Origin of the sequence: Cutibacterium modestum (assembly GCF_008326345.1) — a bacterium.
GTDB lineage: Bacteria > Actinomycetota > Actinomycetes > Propionibacteriales > Propionibacteriaceae > Cutibacterium > Cutibacterium modestum.
The window spans coordinates 375,265-392,488 of the sequence record NZ_BJEN01000001.1 but is presented as its reverse complement, the minus strand read 5'-3'; the positions used below and the strand labels follow the sequence as shown (position 1 = coordinate 392,488).

Genomic DNA, 17,224 nt, shown 5'->3' with positions numbered 1-17,224 from the left:
CCTCGTCACATTCAGCAGGTCATTCCGGAGATATCACTGACAAACGCCATCGAGGAAATGGCGAACCGTGATCTCAGCAGGGTCGAACCCTTCGGGAGGGCCAGCCACAGTGACGATGGCCTTCACCCCTGGGCGTAGATCGAAGGCCGAGATGTCTGGTCGCGCGGTACTGACCACACCATGTGAGACGTGGACCCAGACACGGAGATTTTGATCGGTGCGTCTGGTCGATGCTTCCGTCAAATCCTTCGACCGTGTCTGCCACGGTATCGGTGACGTTGGTGGGCCACGCATCGCTGATCCACAACTCCAGCGAATCGTCAGTCAGACGCAGGATAGACAGCGCTGGGGCGAAGGCGCGTAACCGGGTTTTGCTCCAGGGACGCGGTCGAGCAGGGTCCACGTCATCCCAGGCCACGGTTCATTGAGTTGCCACACCAGGGCGTCAGCCCAGTGGGGCCACCAGCGCCGGTAATGCTCGATACTGAATTTTCGTCCCTCCGCCTGCATCACCTAGCTGTAGGTGATGCAGGGCTGAACCAACGTCGGCTTTTCTACCTCGTAATCAATGAGGATCACTTGGTCTTCAGAGCGTCCTCATTGCGGGCGATAAAAACGGGATCGTTGAGGCTGAGGTGGTCGTTTCCTAGCTATCGCTACAGGGTGGGTAGGTCGGTGCTGGCCTGGATGCTGATTCACTGATGAACCGTCCCGTGTCGTGGCGGTGTTATTCCAGACCGCCTGGTGCATCGCCTGTACCTCCTTGCCTCCAGCCCACAGCGCAAGGCTGGGATGATTGGCGAGGCGGCGAGTTTGTTAGCCAGTCTCAGTACGGACCTCAGACATGAGCTCTTCATCGTCGCCGGGGTAGTCAATGCAGGCGAACATGAAGTCGTGCCACACGAGGATGCCGTTTTCGTCACAGGGGGCCAGAAAGGCGTCGGAGCGCCCCAGAGCGCACTATCGTCATGTTGGCTTCGTGGCAGGATCGGAGAAGGTCGCGATCCTGCTGGGGTCTACTGATCCCTCAGCATTGACTGTGGAACTATGATGCTACCTCCCGCTCAATGGTCAGTAAGAAAGCGTTGCCCCAGGCTGGTGATGACCTGAAATCCCAGTGAGTTTCGTGCCTGAGAGCCGAAGGCGTGATTGAGCATCGGTAACTGCACGTGATCGACCTCGACTTCAGCCTGACGGGCGTGGTCGACGAATTGCCGTACGCTTGATGGTGGGACGAAGGTGTCGTGTTTTCCTTGAATCACCATTGTCGGTGGAGCCTGAGGAGTGATCCACGTGGAACTGTTGACGGTGCGATAACGGTCGGGGAATTGCTTAGGTGTGCCACCGAGATACATCTTGGCGGCATTACCCGCGCCCAGCGTGGTGACGGACTCGACAGCACCGACGTCCACCGTCGGATAGAGGGCCAAAACCGACTTCGGGGCTCGCATTGGGCCGCAGGAACTCGTCAGCTTCCCGCTGGCGGCACCGTAGGCGAGGTTGATGGCCATCCCGCCACCGGCGGAATCTCCCATGATCGATACCTGGGACGGGTCACCGCCGAGTTCCTTCACGTGCGACAAGCTCCATGCCCAGGCGCGCGCACCTGTTTTGGGGCGATATTCCAGGTGGGGTGGCCTTGGATAGTTAAGGTGTACGAGGGGCGAATGACTAACCAGCCACGGTTGGCAAACCACCTCAAAGTGGCCGGCATGCTGGCGTCGGTGTTCCATCCTCCGCCGTGGATGTCCACAAGAACTCGCGCGTGGCGGCTCGTGGGACGATAGATTTGCGCGGTTTCGTCGGCATCTGATCCGTATCGGACCGTCTTGTCAGGGTGGTCTGACATCGATGACACGGCGGTGGCCGAAAGCACATTGATGCTTCCACCGGCTCGATCAGTGATCCACGTCGTTGTGGCAGTGGTAGTGATCGGAACGATGAGGGCCATCACGGAAGTGACGACGGTTACCATTCGGAGAGCGCCCCGACCGAGAAGGCCAAGGATGAGGGCGACGGTGGTAATGATCAGGGCCGGTACGGCGAGCAAGCCCACAAGCACGGAGGAAATGAACGTGAATGCGTTGTGCGAGGGTAGAATGGCGGCGACTGACCACATCAGCACAGGTAGAGCGAGCCCCAGGCCGACGATGCCGACAACGGTATGCAGCCAAGGATGACGAGAAGACTTCGTGCCTGCCACGCGCCTACGGTACTCACGAATCCTCAAGGACTCGGTAATAATTCCCTCGTCAGACTGGATCCACGCGAACCTATTACGGACTGCGGACCGGTAGGATCGGATCATGGATACGTCAGCCAGCGTCGACACGTCGTCTAGACCGACGCACGATCCGGCCACCGCTCCCGGTCGTTTCGTCGTTAGAGATGCCCGTCACGAAGATCTGCCTGAAGCCGCGGCCGTTCAGGCAGTGTGCTTTCGAGAGATTGGCCAGGGGGTGATCCCCAACGACATACTTACTGAGGTCACTGGCCCCGGTATTGTCCATACCACTATCGAGCAGTGGAACAACTTTATGGATGATGGTGCGATCTTCAAGATTCTTGTTGATCGCCTCGATATGAGGACTGTTGGGGTCGGCATGGCCCGAGTCTCCGCAAGTCCTGATGCCCCTACGCCATGGGAGATCGCGACTCTCCATGTGCTGCCCGAGGCGCGTAACTGTGGAGCGTCCGACGACCTCCTTGATGCTTGCATCGGGCACCGGTCAGCCTATGTGTGGGTCTTTGCTGATAACGCTCGTGCCATCTCGTTCTATCGGCGCCACGGGTTCCGCGTTGACGACACTGACGGTGCCATTGACGATTCCCTCGGCGGGGTGGAACTGCAGCGCTTGATCCGCGGGGACACGATTGAGTCGCAGTGACGAGGGATGCGGTAGCCCCTGTAGTTCGTTGGCGTGCCAGCACAGAGGTCTAGCGCTGGCCCAACCGACGACCGTCGTCAAGCGCGTGGTGAAAGCCTTGGGGTGTCATCCTGAATATGCAAGGCAACCTGCTTGAGCTTATCCTTATGGGCCCGAGCATGATGTGCACAAAAGAGGAGCTCGCTACCGTTACGCAGCGTGATGCGCACATAGGCCTGTGCGCCACAACGATCACAACGGTCCGCAGGTGTGAGGACATGGTGCTCAATCGTCGTGGTGTTCATGACAACCTCCTCCATATGAATCATCGGGTCACCGTATAAGACAACCTACGTCATCGTCGGAATGTTCCCACCAGTATCGATAAAGGGATGGTTGGAGGGCGAACACGGTGCCAGGATTACTTGTCGTCGGTTGTCGATAGGCTGTCGCTGTGACCATGGACAACACCTCGACCTCATCAACCGGTAGCTCGGAAACGCCGAGTGGCGAGCGCGCTACCGTGCGTACGGCGTCGACAAGCCGGGAGTACGGCGCCAAGAACTTGCTGGTGCTGGAGGGGCTCGAGGCGGTACGCAAACGCCCTGCCATGTACATCGGGTCGACGGATACCCGTGGTCTCATGCACTGTCTCTGGGAGATCTTCGACAATGGCGTCGATGAAGCGCTCGCTGGGTATGGACGCCGCATCACCGTCACCTTGGAGAAGGCCGGGTCAATCCTCGTGACTGACGAGGGCCGTGGCATTCCCGTTGACGTCGAGCCGCGCACCGGGCTCAGCGGCGTCGAGGTGGTGTACACTAAACTGCACGCCGGCGGGAAATTTGGCGGCGGCGCTTATAACGTCTCGGGTGGTCTACATGGCGTCGGTGCTTCGGTTGTCAACGCCGTTTCAGCGCGCCTGGATGTTGAGGTGGATCGCAAGTCCACGGTGTGGGGAATGAGTTTTCGCCGTGGCGTTCCTGGGATCTTTGATGGTGGGGGCCCCGATGCCCCCTTCACTCCCGAATCGGGGGTACGCAAAGTAGGCAAGGCCAAGCGCGGCGCTACCGGTACTCGCGTTCGGTACTGGCCCGATCGCCAAATCTTCCTTCCGGACGCCAAATTGTCATGGACCAAACTTGCCGACCGTGCCCGTCAGACTGCCTTCCTGGTTCCCGGCCTGGAGATCGTTATTACTGATGACAGGGGCATCCAGACTGATCCTGAGACCGGGGATGTGCTGGGGACAGTCTCAGAGACGATGCGTTTCGACGGCGGTATCTCCGAGTTCGCCGAGTACCTCGCCACTGACGAACCTGTCAACGACGTCATGAGGTTACAGGGGGAGGCCTCTTTCACCGAGACTGTCCCGATGCTTGACGAGAACGGCGGCATGACGCCAACCGACGTCGACCGGGACCTCGGGGTCGACATCGCCCTACGCTGGGGAAGCGGTTACGACACGACGGTGCGCTCCTTCGTCAACATCATCGCTACTCCCAAAGGCGGCACCCACGTTCAAGGATTTGAGCAGGGTCTCTTGCGGGCTTTCAACGCTGGCCTGGAGGGGACACGCATCCTCAAGTCCTCTGAGGAGATCGTCAAGGACGACGTCCTTGAAGGGCTGACAGCTGTGGTGACGGTGAGCCTAGCAGAGCCCCAATTTGAGGGTCAGACCAAGGAGGTATTGGGCACCCCACCGGTTCGACGCCTCGTGGCGCGCATCGTTGAAGAGAAGATGACTGCTTTCCTCACCTCGGCCAAGGCGGCTGACAAGCCAGTGGCACGCACCCTCATGGAGAAGGTCGTTAGTGCTTCGCGGACCCGCGTGGCTGCTCGAGCACATAAGGAAAACCAGCGTAGAAAGAACGCACTGGAGTCCTCTCACCTGCCGCCCAAGCTCAAGGATTGCCGATCCTCCGATCCGGACGTTACCGAGCTGTTCATCGTTGAGGGTGATTCCGCCCTCGGAACGGCCAATGTGGCCCGTAACTCCGAGCACCAGGCTTTGCTTCCGATCCGCGGTAAAATTCTTAACGTGCAGAAGGCCGACCTCGGCGCCATGCTTAAAAATGTTGAGTGTGCGTCGATTATCCAGGTCGTGGGAGCCGGATCGGGCAAGACCTTCGGCCTCGACCAGGCTCGTTACGGTAGAGTCATCTTCATGGCCGACGCCGACTCCGACGGGGCCCATATTCGATGCCTGTTGGCCACCCTTTTCTTTCGGTATATGCGCCCGATGGTGGAAGCTGGACGGGTGTTCTCAGCCGTCCCGCCGTTGCACCGATTCGAGCTTATCAACCCCAAACGAGGGATGGACAAGTACCTGTACACCTACACCGATGCCGAGTACCAGCGCACTGCCGCCCAGCTAACAAAGAAGGGGGTGCGGTTTAAAGAGCCGCAGCGGTACAAGGGCCTCGGTGAGATGGATGCTTCCCAGCTCAAGGAGACGACGATGGACCCGCGCCATCGCACTCTACGCCGCATAACCGTCGACGATGCCGCGGAGGCCGAAGGCACCTTTGAAGTCCTCATGGGCAATGAGGTCGCACCGCGTAAGCAGTTCATTGTCGAGGGGGCATACCGTCTCGACGCCGAACAGATCGACGCCTGAGAGGACTCCTTCGCGACTTGACATTCTGGGGACTCGTACGATGCGAGCACTAATGATGTGTGAGATGCACTTTGACCTCACTAGTTGTCTAGGTGCTGACCTTAACTGGTTCGTCATATGCACAATCGTCCCCACCACAAGATGTGTATGAGAAGTTACAGTGGACTGTCTCGGTGACACAATGTATTCTCCCGGGGCTTTTTTTGAGGCGCCGCGGCAAGGATGTTATGGCCCTGAGCGGATAGGAACAGGTGAATGGTGGATCGAATACGACAATCGGGTGGCAGACGCGACGGCACGTCCAACGTTGACGGGGGATCCTCAGTGAGGAGGATGCGGCGATGATCTGGTTTCACCTGGCCGTGGCCATCATCTTCATCATCATCGGCTCGCATCTCGGTGGGGTCGGCGTCGGACTCGCGGGAGGGGCGGGATGTATCGTTCTCGCGGCCACCGGCCTGCACACGAAGATGGCAGAGGATATTCCCTGGACGGTCATTGGCATCATCATGGCCGTCATCTGTGCCATCGCTGCTCTCCAGCTCGCGGGCGGCATGGACTATCTGGTGCATCTGACTGAGGTCATGCTGCGTAAGCATCCCAGCCAAATCAACTACCTCGCGCCGTTGGCGACCTTCCTGCTTTCCCTGCTGTGCGGTACCGGGCATACCGCCTATTCAGTGCTGCCCGTCATCGTGGAGGTGGCCAAAGAGCATAAGATCCGACCGTCGAGACCGCTTTCCATAGCTGTTGTGGCGTCCCAGGTCGCGGTCGCATCCTCGCCGATCTCGGCGGCAACCCTGGCTTTGGTTGGAGTTCTAGAACCGTTAGGAGTGGGCTATCTCAAGATTCTCGCGGTGACGATCCCTACGACCTTCATCGGGTGTGTTGTCGGAGCCGTCGTGGCATCGCATCAGGGTAAGGATCTCGTCGATGATCCGATATACCTAGAACGCGAGGCTAAGGGGCTGGTAAGTCACAACGCTGCCGTCGGCGATACCGGCTGGAAACCGAAACAGTCGGCCATCCCTAGCCTCGTCGCTTTCCTTGTCGCCCTTATCGTGGTGGTCGGTTACGCCACCGTCTCATCAGAGGAGGTTGGTATGCTCACCAAGCCGCCTATGACGTCCTCGGCGGCGATCATGCTCATCATGCTGACGACGGCGATGATCATCTGCGTGATTTCACGTGAAGACGTCAAGCAGCTCACCACCCAGGCGACTTTTCGGGCCGGGATGTCGGCAGCGATCTGCATTCTGGGACTGGCATGGCTTGGCAATATGTTTGTCAATAACTACATGGACGTCCTTACCCACGCTGGGTCTTCAATCCTGCATTCGGCCCCGTGGTTCCTTTCCGTGATCCTGTACTTGGCTGCGCCATTGATGTTCTCCCACGCTGCAACGACCGTCGCATTCATGCCAGTAGTGGCCAAGATCGGCCTGTCTCCAGTGGTGATGCTGGCCTGCTACCCAGCTGTGGCTAATTACTACTTGCTGCCGAACTATCCCACGACGGTAGCGGCGATGGAGATGGACGATACCGGATCAACGCGAGTTGGACGTATCGTCCTCAACCACCCCTTCGTCCTTCCCGGTACCGTCTCGATTGCAGTGACGATCCTGTTGGGAGCTTTCTGGGCCCCCATCGTGCTAGGTTGAGGCGCGATCGCGCGTTCGCGAGGCGCCGCTAGACTCAGCAGCCATGAGTCACGCCGACGTGCCAGTCGATCAACGTAAACGCGTCTTCGCCTGGGTCATGTGGGATCCGGGTACGCAGCCCTTCGCTTCGGTCATTACCACCTTCGTCTTTGCCGTCTACCTCGTCGGCGATTCCTTCGGGCCTAAGGACCGCACTGTCACTGCACTGTCATGGGCTATGAGTTTGGCGGGTCTGGCCATTGCTTTACTGGCACCTGTCATGGGGCAGTGGGCAGGTCGGCGAGAACGGAAGGTAACGGCTCTGAAATGGCTCACCTGGGTTCTGGCAGTGATGTCGGGACTGCTCTTTTTCGTCAAGCCTCACCCGTCCTATCTCGTGCTCGGACTAGTGCTGTTGGGCATCGGGACGGTCATTTCGGACGTCGGGAGCTCCCTTTACAACGGCATGCTTGATGATGTTGCAGAGCCCGACAGAGTCGGACGCATTTCCGGCCTCGGGTGGGGTATGGGCTATCTGGGCGGGATCATTGCTTTGCTCGTCATCTACATCGCCTGGATCAAACCACAAGCGGGATGGTTTGGTGCAACAAGCCACGAAAGCATGAACATCCGCGTGGCCATGCTATTTTGCGCGGCATGGATCCTGGTGTTGACCCTGCCCACCTTCCTCATTTTGCGCGATAACCCACGGCCAGTCGACCAGTCAGAGTCTAAGTTCCGAGGGTTCCGAGCATTGGGACATGCCTACGCCGAATTGTGGCGCAGTGTGGTGCGGATCTGGCATGTCAACCGTAACACTTTTATTTTCCTCATCGCTTCTGCATTCTTTCGCGACGGGCTCAACGGCGTCTTCCAATTCGGTGGGCCACTCGCTCGGCAGACCTTTGGATTCAGTGCGTCAGATGTGCTTGTCTTCGGTATTGTCGCCAACCTTGTCGCTGGCATTTCTACAATGTTGCTGGGACGCCTTGACGACCGCATTGGCCCGAAACGACTCATCATCGTTTCGCTGATCGTGTTGTCAGCGTGCGGTATGGGCGTTTTCATCGGCCACAATGGTTCGGCCATCGTGTTCTGGGTGCTCGGCCTCGTCATGTGTGGCTTCGTTGGGCCAGCCCAGTCAGCGTCACGGAGCCTCCTTACCCAGATCTGCCCGGCCGGATACCAGGGAGAGGTCTTCGGCCTCTACGCGACCACTGGTAAAGCCGTCTCGTTTCTGGCACCGGCACTATTTGGTCTGTTCGTCACGGCGGGCCATAGCATCACCAGCGGTGATAACAATCAGTATTGGGGAATCATAGGCATCGTCCTTGTGCTCTTGGTGGGCTTGGCAGCCATGATTCCAATCAGCACTTCCGAGATCCGCGGCGTGGCTCACACGAAGTAACTCTCGGCAGACCCGATCGGTGCGCAGATTCTCGACGTCGTAGCGCAATACGGCCATCTGGACCAGGGCCGAGCCGATTCATATGCCAGAGAGATCAGTGCCATCGGTGTGACGCACTTTCTCGATCACTGAATCATGTCATCACTGCTAGTCACCGCACACTTGGTATGGACTAGCAAGACGACCCGATCGATGACGAGCACGTGGGCCCTGACGATCAGCCCGATCCGAGTATCGGGGGTCAGACGTCCACCAAGGAGTGCGCAGGACCTTAGCCATCAATACCACGTGGGCAGGGATCCCACAATCTTGCCCAGGCTTCTCCTACCATCGGCCACATCGATCACCAGGTCGTAGGCGTCGTTGTCCCGGGCCTCAATGCAGCATCCATTGATGTCAAGGAATACTACCGTCACCAACCAGGCGAGTCGCTTGTTCCCATCCTCCAGTGCGTGCGTACCAACGATTCCAATAAGGCTGCAGCTTTCTCATACAGCGTGGGGTATGCATAACGCCCCGTGCGCTCAGGTCCTTGTGTCGAGGGTATCTACGCCGGCGACATGTGATCCCGACGTCGGTCAACTGAACAGGTCGGGTTGAGCGTCGATCTCCCCATCACTAAAAAACGCACTATCTACGACATTATCCGACTCACCGGATACCGAATCATCCTTGTCAGATCCATGACGACGACTCCCAACAGCCAGAATTGGCTGATGTCCCAGATCCCCCGAACCGTCTCGTCGCATATTCGGTGCTGGCAGTTCGGTAGGCACCCCGGACGCGGCACAGGCCACGGCTGGATCAGGTCCCACCCAGGCAAGCACGAGGGCCGTCTCTCCCTTGAGGAACCGCTGGCACCTCATGCCACCGGTGGCCCGTCCCTTGGGCGGGTACTGGTTGAAGGGAGTGACTTTGACCGAGCCGGGTTCCTTGCCAGCGACAGCGGGAGAGGACGCGGCCACCGTCACCACTGAGGATCCGTGGCGGGGGGCTGCGCCAAAGAAAATTGCTGGATCCTTGGCCTTGATACCGGCCACACCGCCGCCCGAACGTCCCTGTGGACGCACGGCGGAAGCTGGGAAATGAAGCAGGGCGGCGCCTTGGGTGACGAAGCACAACTCGAGGTCATCGTCATCCAGCTCAAGGGCACCGACGACCTCGTCACCATCCTTGAGGCCGATGATTTCCCAAGAATCCTTGCCGAGCAACTCAGGGTTGACCCTTTTGACTATGCCGTTTCGGGTGCCGAGGGCTAGGGAAGGGCCTTTCCCCGACAAGCTCGTTACGGCCAGGGCTCGTTCGTCTTTCTCCAAACCGACGAGGTCGGCCAGCGGGGTGCCGCCGGCTACTGACGGTGCAGTCGCGGTCATCGGCAGGCTAGCGAGGTCGACAACATGGGCACGCACCAAGCGACCGGCACTAGTGATGATGCCGAAATCACCACGGGCGGTGGTGCGGGTGCTGGAGATGATGACGTCGTGGCTGGCGCGATCTCCAGTGGCAGGCAGATTGTCGGCGCTATCAATACGGGCCAGTAGGCCGGTCGCCGAGAGCAAGACCCAGCACGGGTCGTCAGGCACTTCGAGTGGGACGGACGCTGCTGCAACCGACGGTGCCGCCCCCAGCAGCACAGTGCGACGGGGAGTGCCGTATTTGGCCGACACCTCGGCCAACTCCCCGGACACCACTCGACGCAACTCAGTCTTGTCATTGGCGATGAGCGTTAGCCCTTCGATACGTTCGCGCAGTTCATCACGCTCAGATTCCAACTCGATGGTGGAAAATTTAGTCAGGCGCCGAAGCTGCATATCGAGGATGTAGTTAGCCTGGACCTCGTCAAGGTCGAAGGCTTCCATGACGCGCGTACGAGCGGTCGTAGCGTCCTCAGAGGAGCGAATGATCGCGATAACATCGTCGATATCGACGATGGCCATAAGCAGTCCCTCGACCAGGTGCAATCGATCCTTAGCCTTGCTGAGCTGGAACTTTGTGCGTCTCAAAGTGACCTCGAGACGGTGGTCCAGATAGACCTGCAACATGTCGATCAGACCCAAGGTGCGGGGTTGTCCTTCCACCAGGCACACGGCATTGGTAGCGAAGGAATCCTCAAGCTTGGTGAGCTTGTAGAGGCGCTCTAGCAGAGCCTCAGGGTTGATGCCATTCTTGACCTCGATCACCAACCGGGTGCCGTTGGCCAAGTCGGTGAGGTCCTTGACGTCGGCAATTCCGGTGATCTTCTTGGACTGCACGAGAGTTTTGATCTGGTCGATAATCCGCTCAGGGCCGACCATATACGGCAACTCGGTGACGACGATGCCGCGACGTCGTGGCGAAACCTTCTCGATACGCGCCGTAGCGCGAATCTTAAAGGAGCCGCGGCCTGTTCGGTAAGCGTCAGCGACGCCGTCGAGGCCAATAATCCTTCCACCCGTAGGCAGATCTGGCCCAGGTACAAACCTCATGATCTCATCGAGCACAGCGTCCGGGTGGTCTAACATGTGCCGCAGAGCCGCCACGATCTCGACGAGATTGTGGGGAGGAATATTGGTTGCCATGCCGACCGCGATGCCCGAAGCCCCGTTAACGAGCAGATTCGGGAAGGCTGCGGGAAGAACCGAGGGCTCGGTCTCTTTACCGTCGTAGTTGGGCGTGAAGTCGACAGTGTCTTCGTCAAGTCCGTCGATCATGGCAAGAGTCGGAGGTGCCATTCGGCACTCGGTGTAGCGCATAGCCGCCGGACCGGCGTCGAGGGATCCAAAATTGCCATGCCCGTCGACCAAGGGCAGACGCATAGCCCACGGTTGGGCAGTGCGGACGAGGGCGTCATAGATGGCTGCGTCACTGTGAGGATGCAACTGGCCCATGACCTGGCCGACAACGCGAGCTGATTTCACGTGGGGACGATCCGGACGCACACCCATGTCTCCCATGGTGTACAGGATGCGGCGCTGGACGGGCTTGAGGCCGTCACGGGCGTCAGGCAGAGCGCGAGAGTAGATGACGGAATAGGCGTACTCCAGGAAGCTGTTCTCCATCTCGCGGGAGACGTCGACGTCGATAATGTTCTCGGTGAAGTCGTCGTCCACCGTCTTTTTAACCATCGTTACCTCCGTAGCAGCACGCGCTAACGACCTATTTTGGTCGATTGGCGCGAAATCTGCATATCAGGGTTCGGATGGATCCTCATGGTCGAGCACCTTGTCAAGGAGTGGAGTGAGCTGATCACCGTCGGGAGCATGTACGAGTGGCGCAGATTCGGGGGTCCACTGCACTCGATGACGGTCCTCCAGTACTGTCGTCGTGCCGTGGGCAAGCATCCGCTGAGTTGTCGAGAGCTCACGGATGGCAATGGCCCGGGTATGACCTGGCTGAAGCTCGTTAAATTCGGAGTAAATCCGGATGTCGTGCTGGCCGTCATCACCGACGAGGACCCATTCGATGTTAGGGAAGTCGCGGGCCAACTCGCGCAGGGCTGTGCGTTTGTGGTCCACCCCAGAACGGAACCATCCAGTGTTCGTCGGCCCCCAGTCGGTCAGTAGTAAAGGCCCTTGCGGATATCCGTGGCGAGCGAGGAACCGTACCAAGAATGGGTAGGTATTCCATGCTCCAGTCGACACGTAAACCACCGGAGCGTCAGGGTGGCGTTTCAGAAGCTTCTGGTACATCCGAGCCATGCCGGGAATGGATTTACGGGCCTGCTCGGTGAGCACGAAGGAGTTCCACGCCGCGATGAGTGACCGGGGCAGTGAAGTAGAGATGACGGTGTCATCAATGTCAGAGATAATGCCGAATCGAGTATTTCGTGACACCACGATCACCTTTGCCGTAGTGGTGTCTCCGCTGGTTGACAAGGTAACTTCATGCCAGCCTGGTTGCAAACCGTGATTTTTGACGCGCACGTCAACGTATCCAGCGCGGTCTGCCCGCACTGTGATCTTTTCGCCGTTGACGTCGACGACGACCTCCGTGCCCGGGGCTGGCAGGCCGAGGAAATTGCGCCAACCGCGCTGGGACAGTAATTCGATGGACAACAGATTCCGTCGAGTTAGTGGAGACCGGTCTTGTTGGCGCTCCTCTTTCGGATTGCGCCCAGGCGGACTGGTCAGAACGACTCGTCCGAGAACACGCACATGGGTATCCGATCCATAACTGCGATAACCGATGACGCGAGGCACCCAGCCCCGTTTGCGCAGTGTCGCGTTTAGGCGCCTATGGACGGCATCCTCGACTCGGGCTCCGATGAACGGCCGGTTCGACATGTCTTGGAGATTACTGGATCAGGCTTCGTCGTGGGACGATGGCCTGGTGAGTCAGTCTGTCGATCAAGCCCGAGCCCCTCTGCCTGCCGCATTAGCAGCCGAGATCCAGTCCTGCGGATTCTTCCCGGAGCTGGTCATTGATGCTGCTGAGACCTCCTTGGCGGGGGAGGAAGCTCTCGATCATTTACTGCATTTAGAAGCGACCTTCGACAGCGACGAGGTTCATCGTCACCTCACCCTCGTCCTGCGCACTGCTACTCGTATGCTGATTGGCCACACTGACGAGCGTGCCGAGGGAGGCCAGCTGCAAGCCGTCACTTCGAGCGAGTCCATCCCGCTATCTCAAGTGAGCTCGGTAGTGCTGACCCGGGTCGTGCAGCACCCTGACCGATTCGGCACAGATCCTTCGTCGACTACAGTTGAAACCTGGCTCCAAATGACGTGGGGGGCTGTCTCGCGATTTGAACTTGAGCCGGCCACGTGCAGGGACCCCATGTGCACCGGGGACCATGGCTACACCGGGACTTTCAGCGGAGATGACATTGTCATCAGGATGAGCCCAGCGGCCGACGGCCCCGACCAGGTTGAACGCCTGATGGCTTTCGCGACGCGGATGCAGGCCGTCACCGGGGCAGCCCGATGAGTCCCTTTCTCGCTGCCGACCTCATGCCGCCAGGCCCTGAGACCCTTTCTGATCTTGTGCCCGCGATGGGTAAGGCGCTAACAGGCGGAGCGCTGACTGGTCTGGGGCTGCCTTACGCGACGCGGTACGTACTCCTGCTGGTTGATGGGATGGGCCGGGAGAACCTCGAGCAGTCTCGTCATCTCACCCCAGCTCTGTCGGACATGGAGAACTGCCACGACCTGACCTGCCAGGTACCCTCGACGACGGCCACGTCGTTGAGCTGTATCGGCACCGGTGCGGCCCCCGGACACCATGGCGTCGCTGGCTATACCTTCCGTGCGCCCTCTGGTCAGGCCATAAATGCTTTGAGCTGGGCTAATGGGGTTAATCCCGAGGCTATCCAACCTCATCCCACAGCATTTGAGTCGCTTATCGCTGCGGGGGTGACGGTGAGCAGCGTCGGCCCGGCACGCTTCCAACGATCAGGGTTGACGCGCGCGAGTCTACGTGGGCCGCGATTCATTCCCATTCACGACGAGGACGATGCCGATGAGCGAGTTCATAAAACCCTTGAAGCCGTACGCTCAGGTGATGTCTCATTGACGTATGTGTACGAGCGCTCACTTGATCACGTTGGGCATGGCGAGGGATGGCAGTCGTCAGCATGGAGATCACGCCTCATGTGGGTTGACGAACTCGTTGGTGCCCTCCTTGACGAGCTCGACTCAGGAACTGCGCTGGTCGTCACAGCTGACCACGGCATGATTGACGTCCCCGGTGACCACCGCATCATGGTGGAGGATGAGGGAGGATTGCTCGCCGACGTCGACCTGCTGGCTGGGGAGCCTCGGTTCCGCCACATCTACACCCGTCGCCCCGGTGAAGTCGCACGGCGATGGCGACGGGAACTCGGGGATCGCGCCCAGGTCGTCATCGGTGAGGATGCTATTACAGCTGGTCTATTCGGGCCCGTTGACGCCTCCACCCGCTCCCGGTTCGGCGATGTACTAGCGATCACTCGTGGCGATTGGGCCATCATGAGTCGCGCTACCCCGAAGGAACTCACCCTGGTGGGTATGCACGGATCGCTCACTCCGCGTGAAATGCGGGTCCCGCTGCTGGCCCAAATCTGTGAGGGATGAGGATGGCTGAGCTTGTTTTCCATACCGGTCCGATGGACTCTGGTAAGTCTACCCTCGCATTGCAGATGGATCATGCGCAGTCAGCTCACGATCGCCAAGGGGTGCGATACGCAATACACGACCGCTCTGGTGGCGCTCGGATTACCTCGCGGATTGGTTTGAGCGTCGAGGCAGTCGAGGTCGCTGGATCCCTGGACCTCTACCAAGATGTCGTCTCGCAACTTAGTCGTGGAGGACGAATTGACTACCTCATCTGTGACGAGGCCCAGTTCTACCGACCCGAGCAGATCGACCAACTGGCACGGGTTGTCGATGACCTTGGAATCGATGTCTACTGCTTCGGGATTCTCGCCGATTTTCGGACGGAGCTTTTTCCCGGATCGAAGCGCCTCGTTGAGTTAGCTGACAGAGTCGTTGAACCTCCGGTCTCACCGTTGTGCTGGTGCGGGCGTCCTGCCACTCATAACGCCCGCATCGTGGATGGGCAGATGGTGCGTGAGGGCGACCAGGTCGGCGTTGGAGATATCGGTGGCGGATCGGAAATTCATTACGAGGTGTTGTGCCGACGTCATCACCGTCAAGGGATCACTGGGGAGATTTCCAGGGCGACCTTGTCCGAGCAGACTCTACCCTTCGACGGCACAAAGTCCTGACGAGTGTGGTCTCTGGGGTTGCAGAGTTGAGATTTGCAGGGTTTCAGGCGTGTGGGGTGGGGCCGCCAAACATGATCTCATCCCAGGAAGGGATCGTCGCCCGCTTCGACTTACGCGGCTTGCGCTTCTTACGGGGGCGGTCACCTTCCTCGACGAGGGCGTCCTGCTGGGGAGTGTCATCGGCAGCTTGAGCTGACGCTCGGGAACGAGGGGTCGAAGTCGAGGCCTTCTTATGTAACTTCGATGTCGTGGTGTCCTGCGCGGGAGTCCGCGATTCAGTTGCCTGGTGTGCGGATGCGTCATCTCGAGGCGGCTGGGCCTTCGTCTCCTCACCGGCCTGATCTGGCGTCTTGACCTCATGCGACACCTGGGCTGGCTGGGTCTTGGCTGACTCAGGATCCTGACTCGTCTCAGGATGAGATGCGGTGTCAAGGACTGGGGTGTCGAGACCTTCGTAAATGTTGACCGAGTCTTCCTGGAACCCGGCCAGCATCTCGTAGAGCATGTCCATGTCGGCTGGGGATGAAGTGTCGAAGTCGTAGACCCCGTCATGCTTCGTCATCCCGGCGACAACGTCCGGATCAGGAGTCTGACGCTGACGGTTGCTGACAGCCCGCACGATAGCCAACTCGTCGTTGAGATCGAGGGTTGGCTCCTGGTCAGGATCTGAAGCTCCCTCAGGTAAGGGCTCAGCAGGGGCCGGGGAGCGATCATTGACGAGCCAGCGTGCACCGGCGTCTTCTGGAGAGGTGTGGCGTCCCTTGAGATCAAATCGGAAAGTCGCAGAGCGGGGAGTGCCTTCGTCTGAAGCCGGCCAGTGCGCCTCGAGTGCCCAGGTACGGTCTTCATGGCGCCAGGATCGCCAGGAGATGTTCTCGTCAGGGATCGAGTTGGCTTTGGCGACTCGGGAGATCACGGTACCCAGTGTGCGGTGAGATCCGGGCGCGCCCGCGCGGCGCACCGGGCACGTCATAGCAACCTCGATGATGTGGTCCAACTCGGCAAGGACCGGCACCGCGAATGGTTCCACCTGATCGACGTCGACGCCCGCCTCAGCGGCCACTTCTTCGACAGTGGCCCCGGAACGGATCCGCGATTGAATCTCGCGGGGGCTCAGAGCGCTGTCCATCGTCCACCTTCCCTCCCGACCTGCATGGCCGGGGTTTGGCTGTGTGAGTCACCAACTTACTGCCTTCTGCGTGATGCTACCGCTCAGATGCTATTGCGCGCTGTCTGTCGACTTGACAGGTGTGATACACAAGGGTGCGAACGTTGTGCGGTCGCAGCTCGCAGCCGGCGGGTTGACGACATCTCGAGTCCTTATGGAAGGTGACCATGGCTACCGATTATGACGCTCCACGTAAGACTGATGAGGAGGTCAGTGAGGACTCCATCGAGGAGCTCAAGAACCAGCGCAACGATAAGAACTCTGGAAAGGTTGACGAGGACGAGGTCGAGGCCGCTGAGTCTTTCGAGTTGCCCGGTGCTGATCTTTCTCACGAGGAACTGACCGTTCGCGTTCTTCCTCGTCAGTCCGGCGAGTTTACCTGCGCCTCATGCTTCCTCGTTAAGGGACGTTCCCAGCTAGCCGAGGAGCGCAACGGCCAGTTCTACTGCGTCGACTGCGTGTGATCTCTTGCGCAACGGATCCCGCCACACTGGGCGGGATCCGTTGCTGTTGTCATGGAAGAAGATCAGTCGTCGTCCTCGTCATTGAGGTTCTTTCCTGTGGCGGGGTTAACCGCGCTGAAATTCATCCACCGTTTGTTAACAAAGCGGTGCATGAGTAACTGAGATCCGGCAATGCCGACGCCGCTAGCGAGCGCCCACGTAAGAGCCTTCGTCGTCGAAACCTCTGGGTCGTCAGGCTGAGGGGTTTCCTCGTCGCCAGTGACGTACTTCCACACGCCTTCGACGACTTTCTGGCTAATGATGGTAGTGACCGCGCCGAGGGCGCCGGCGTAAATCTTCCACAGGATCTTTTCTGGGATCATGCTGTCATAATAT

General features: G+C 59.2%; 14 protein-coding genes and 2 pseudogenes. 8 read left to right on the top strand and 8 right to left on the bottom strand.

What is annotated here, in order from left to right:
* Window positions 1–33: 33 nt before the first annotated feature.
* Window positions 34–1,064, bottom strand: a pseudogene (locus tag F1563_RS13405) (beta-mannosidase); the annotation flags it as partial.
* Window positions 1,065–2,224 (bottom strand): annotated as a pseudogene (locus F1563_RS01970) (alpha/beta hydrolase). It lies immediately after the preceding pseudogene.
* An 82-nt stretch (window positions 2,225–2,306) separates the two neighbouring features.
* Between F1563_RS01970 and F1563_RS01965 the strand changes: the two are divergent.
* A complete protein-coding gene (locus F1563_RS01965; protein WP_002527326.1) occupies window positions 2,307–2,888 on the top strand; it encodes a GNAT family N-acetyltransferase in 582 nt (193 codons plus the stop codon).
* Window positions 2,889–2,965: 77 nt separating this feature from the next.
* Here the strand turns inward: F1563_RS01965 and F1563_RS01960 are convergent, their stop codons facing one another.
* Window positions 2,966–3,196: a DUF7455 domain-containing protein gene (locus F1563_RS01960; RefSeq protein WP_002527325.1), complete on the bottom strand. Its 231-nt coding sequence runs from the start codon at window positions 3,194–3,196 to the stop codon at window positions 2,966–2,968.
* A gap of 131 nt (window positions 3,197–3,327) precedes the next feature.
* Here F1563_RS01960 and F1563_RS01955 point away from each other — a divergent pair, with 131 nt between their 5' ends.
* From F1563_RS01955 to F1563_RS01945, 3 genes are all read left to right on the top strand, one after another.
* A complete protein-coding gene (locus F1563_RS01955) occupies window positions 3,328–5,487 on the top strand; it encodes a DNA gyrase/topoisomerase IV subunit B (RefSeq protein ID WP_002527324.1) in 2,160 nt (719 codons plus the stop codon).
* Between the two features lie 341 nt (window positions 5,488–5,828).
* On the top strand, window positions 5,829–7,148 hold the full coding sequence (locus tag F1563_RS01950) for an anaerobic C4-dicarboxylate transporter family protein (protein ID WP_002527322.1): 1,320 nt from the start codon (window positions 5,829–5,831) through the stop codon (window positions 7,146–7,148).
* A gap of 43 nt (window positions 7,149–7,191) precedes the next feature.
* Window positions 7,192–8,535 carry an MFS transporter gene (locus tag F1563_RS01945; protein WP_002527321.1) on the top strand — a complete coding sequence of 448 codons (1,344 nt, stop codon included), beginning with the start codon at window positions 7,192–7,194 and terminating at the stop codon, window positions 8,533–8,535.
* 278 nt (window positions 8,536–8,813) lie between these two features.
* Here F1563_RS01945 and F1563_RS01940 read toward each other — a convergent pair whose 3' ends face one another.
* The 3 genes from F1563_RS01940 to F1563_RS01930 form a co-directional block, all read right to left on the bottom strand.
* Window positions 8,814–8,951, bottom strand: coding sequence for a cell filamentation protein Fic (locus F1563_RS01940; protein WP_227431985.1), 138 nt, complete (start codon window positions 8,949–8,951; stop codon window positions 8,814–8,816).
* 162 nt (window positions 8,952–9,113) lie between these two features.
* The gene (locus tag F1563_RS01935; protein ID WP_002527318.1) at window positions 9,114–11,639 is read right to left on the bottom strand and encodes a DNA gyrase/topoisomerase IV subunit A; all 2,526 of its coding nucleotides are present in this window, start codon (window positions 11,637–11,639) and stop codon (window positions 9,114–9,116) included.
* A gap of 63 nt (window positions 11,640–11,702) precedes the next feature.
* The gene (locus F1563_RS01930) at window positions 11,703–12,797 is read right to left on the bottom strand and encodes an App1 family protein phosphatidate phosphatase (RefSeq protein WP_308478815.1); all 1,095 of its coding nucleotides are present in this window, start codon (window positions 12,795–12,797) and stop codon (window positions 11,703–11,705) included.
* Between F1563_RS01930 and F1563_RS01925 the strand changes: the two genes are divergently transcribed.
* From F1563_RS01925 to F1563_RS01915, 3 genes are read left to right on the top strand one after another with little or no spacing between them, the layout of a single operon-like run.
* Window positions 12,778–13,440: a DUF5998 family protein gene (locus F1563_RS01925; RefSeq protein WP_002527316.1), complete on the top strand. Its 663-nt coding sequence runs from the start codon at window positions 12,778–12,780 to the stop codon at window positions 13,438–13,440. The two genes, F1563_RS01930 and F1563_RS01925, sit on opposite strands and share 20 nt — an antisense overlap.
* Entirely contained in the window at window positions 13,437–14,564 is a 1,128-nt protein-coding gene (locus F1563_RS01920; protein WP_002527315.1) for an alkaline phosphatase family protein, read from the top strand. The genes F1563_RS01925 and F1563_RS01920 overlap by 4 nt, the downstream gene beginning before the upstream one ends.
* Window positions 14,561–15,217: a thymidine kinase gene (locus tag F1563_RS01915; protein WP_002527314.1), complete on the top strand. Its 657-nt coding sequence runs from the start codon at window positions 14,561–14,563 to the stop codon at window positions 15,215–15,217. Before F1563_RS01920 ends, F1563_RS01915 begins: the two co-directional genes overlap by 4 nt.
* Window positions 15,218–15,260: 43 nt before the next feature.
* Here F1563_RS01915 and sepH read toward each other — a convergent pair whose 3' ends face one another.
* Window positions 15,261–16,346 (bottom strand): septation protein SepH, encoded by a 1,086-nt coding sequence (gene sepH / locus F1563_RS01910; RefSeq protein WP_002527313.1) that lies wholly within the window; start codon window positions 16,344–16,346, stop codon window positions 15,261–15,263.
* Between the two features lie 206 nt (window positions 16,347–16,552).
* Here sepH and F1563_RS01905 point away from each other — a divergent pair, with 206 nt between their 5' ends.
* On the top strand, window positions 16,553–16,849 hold the full coding sequence (locus F1563_RS01905; RefSeq protein ID WP_002527312.1) for a DUF4193 domain-containing protein: 297 nt from the start codon (window positions 16,553–16,555) through the stop codon (window positions 16,847–16,849).
* 62 nt (window positions 16,850–16,911) lie between these two features.
* Here the strand turns inward: F1563_RS01905 and F1563_RS01900 are convergent, their stop codons facing one another.
* Window positions 16,912–17,211, bottom strand: a complete 300-nt coding sequence (locus F1563_RS01900) for a DUF4235 domain-containing protein (RefSeq protein ID WP_002527311.1) — start codon at window positions 17,209–17,211, stop codon at window positions 16,912–16,914.
* Window positions 17,212–17,224 lie beyond the last annotated feature (13 nt).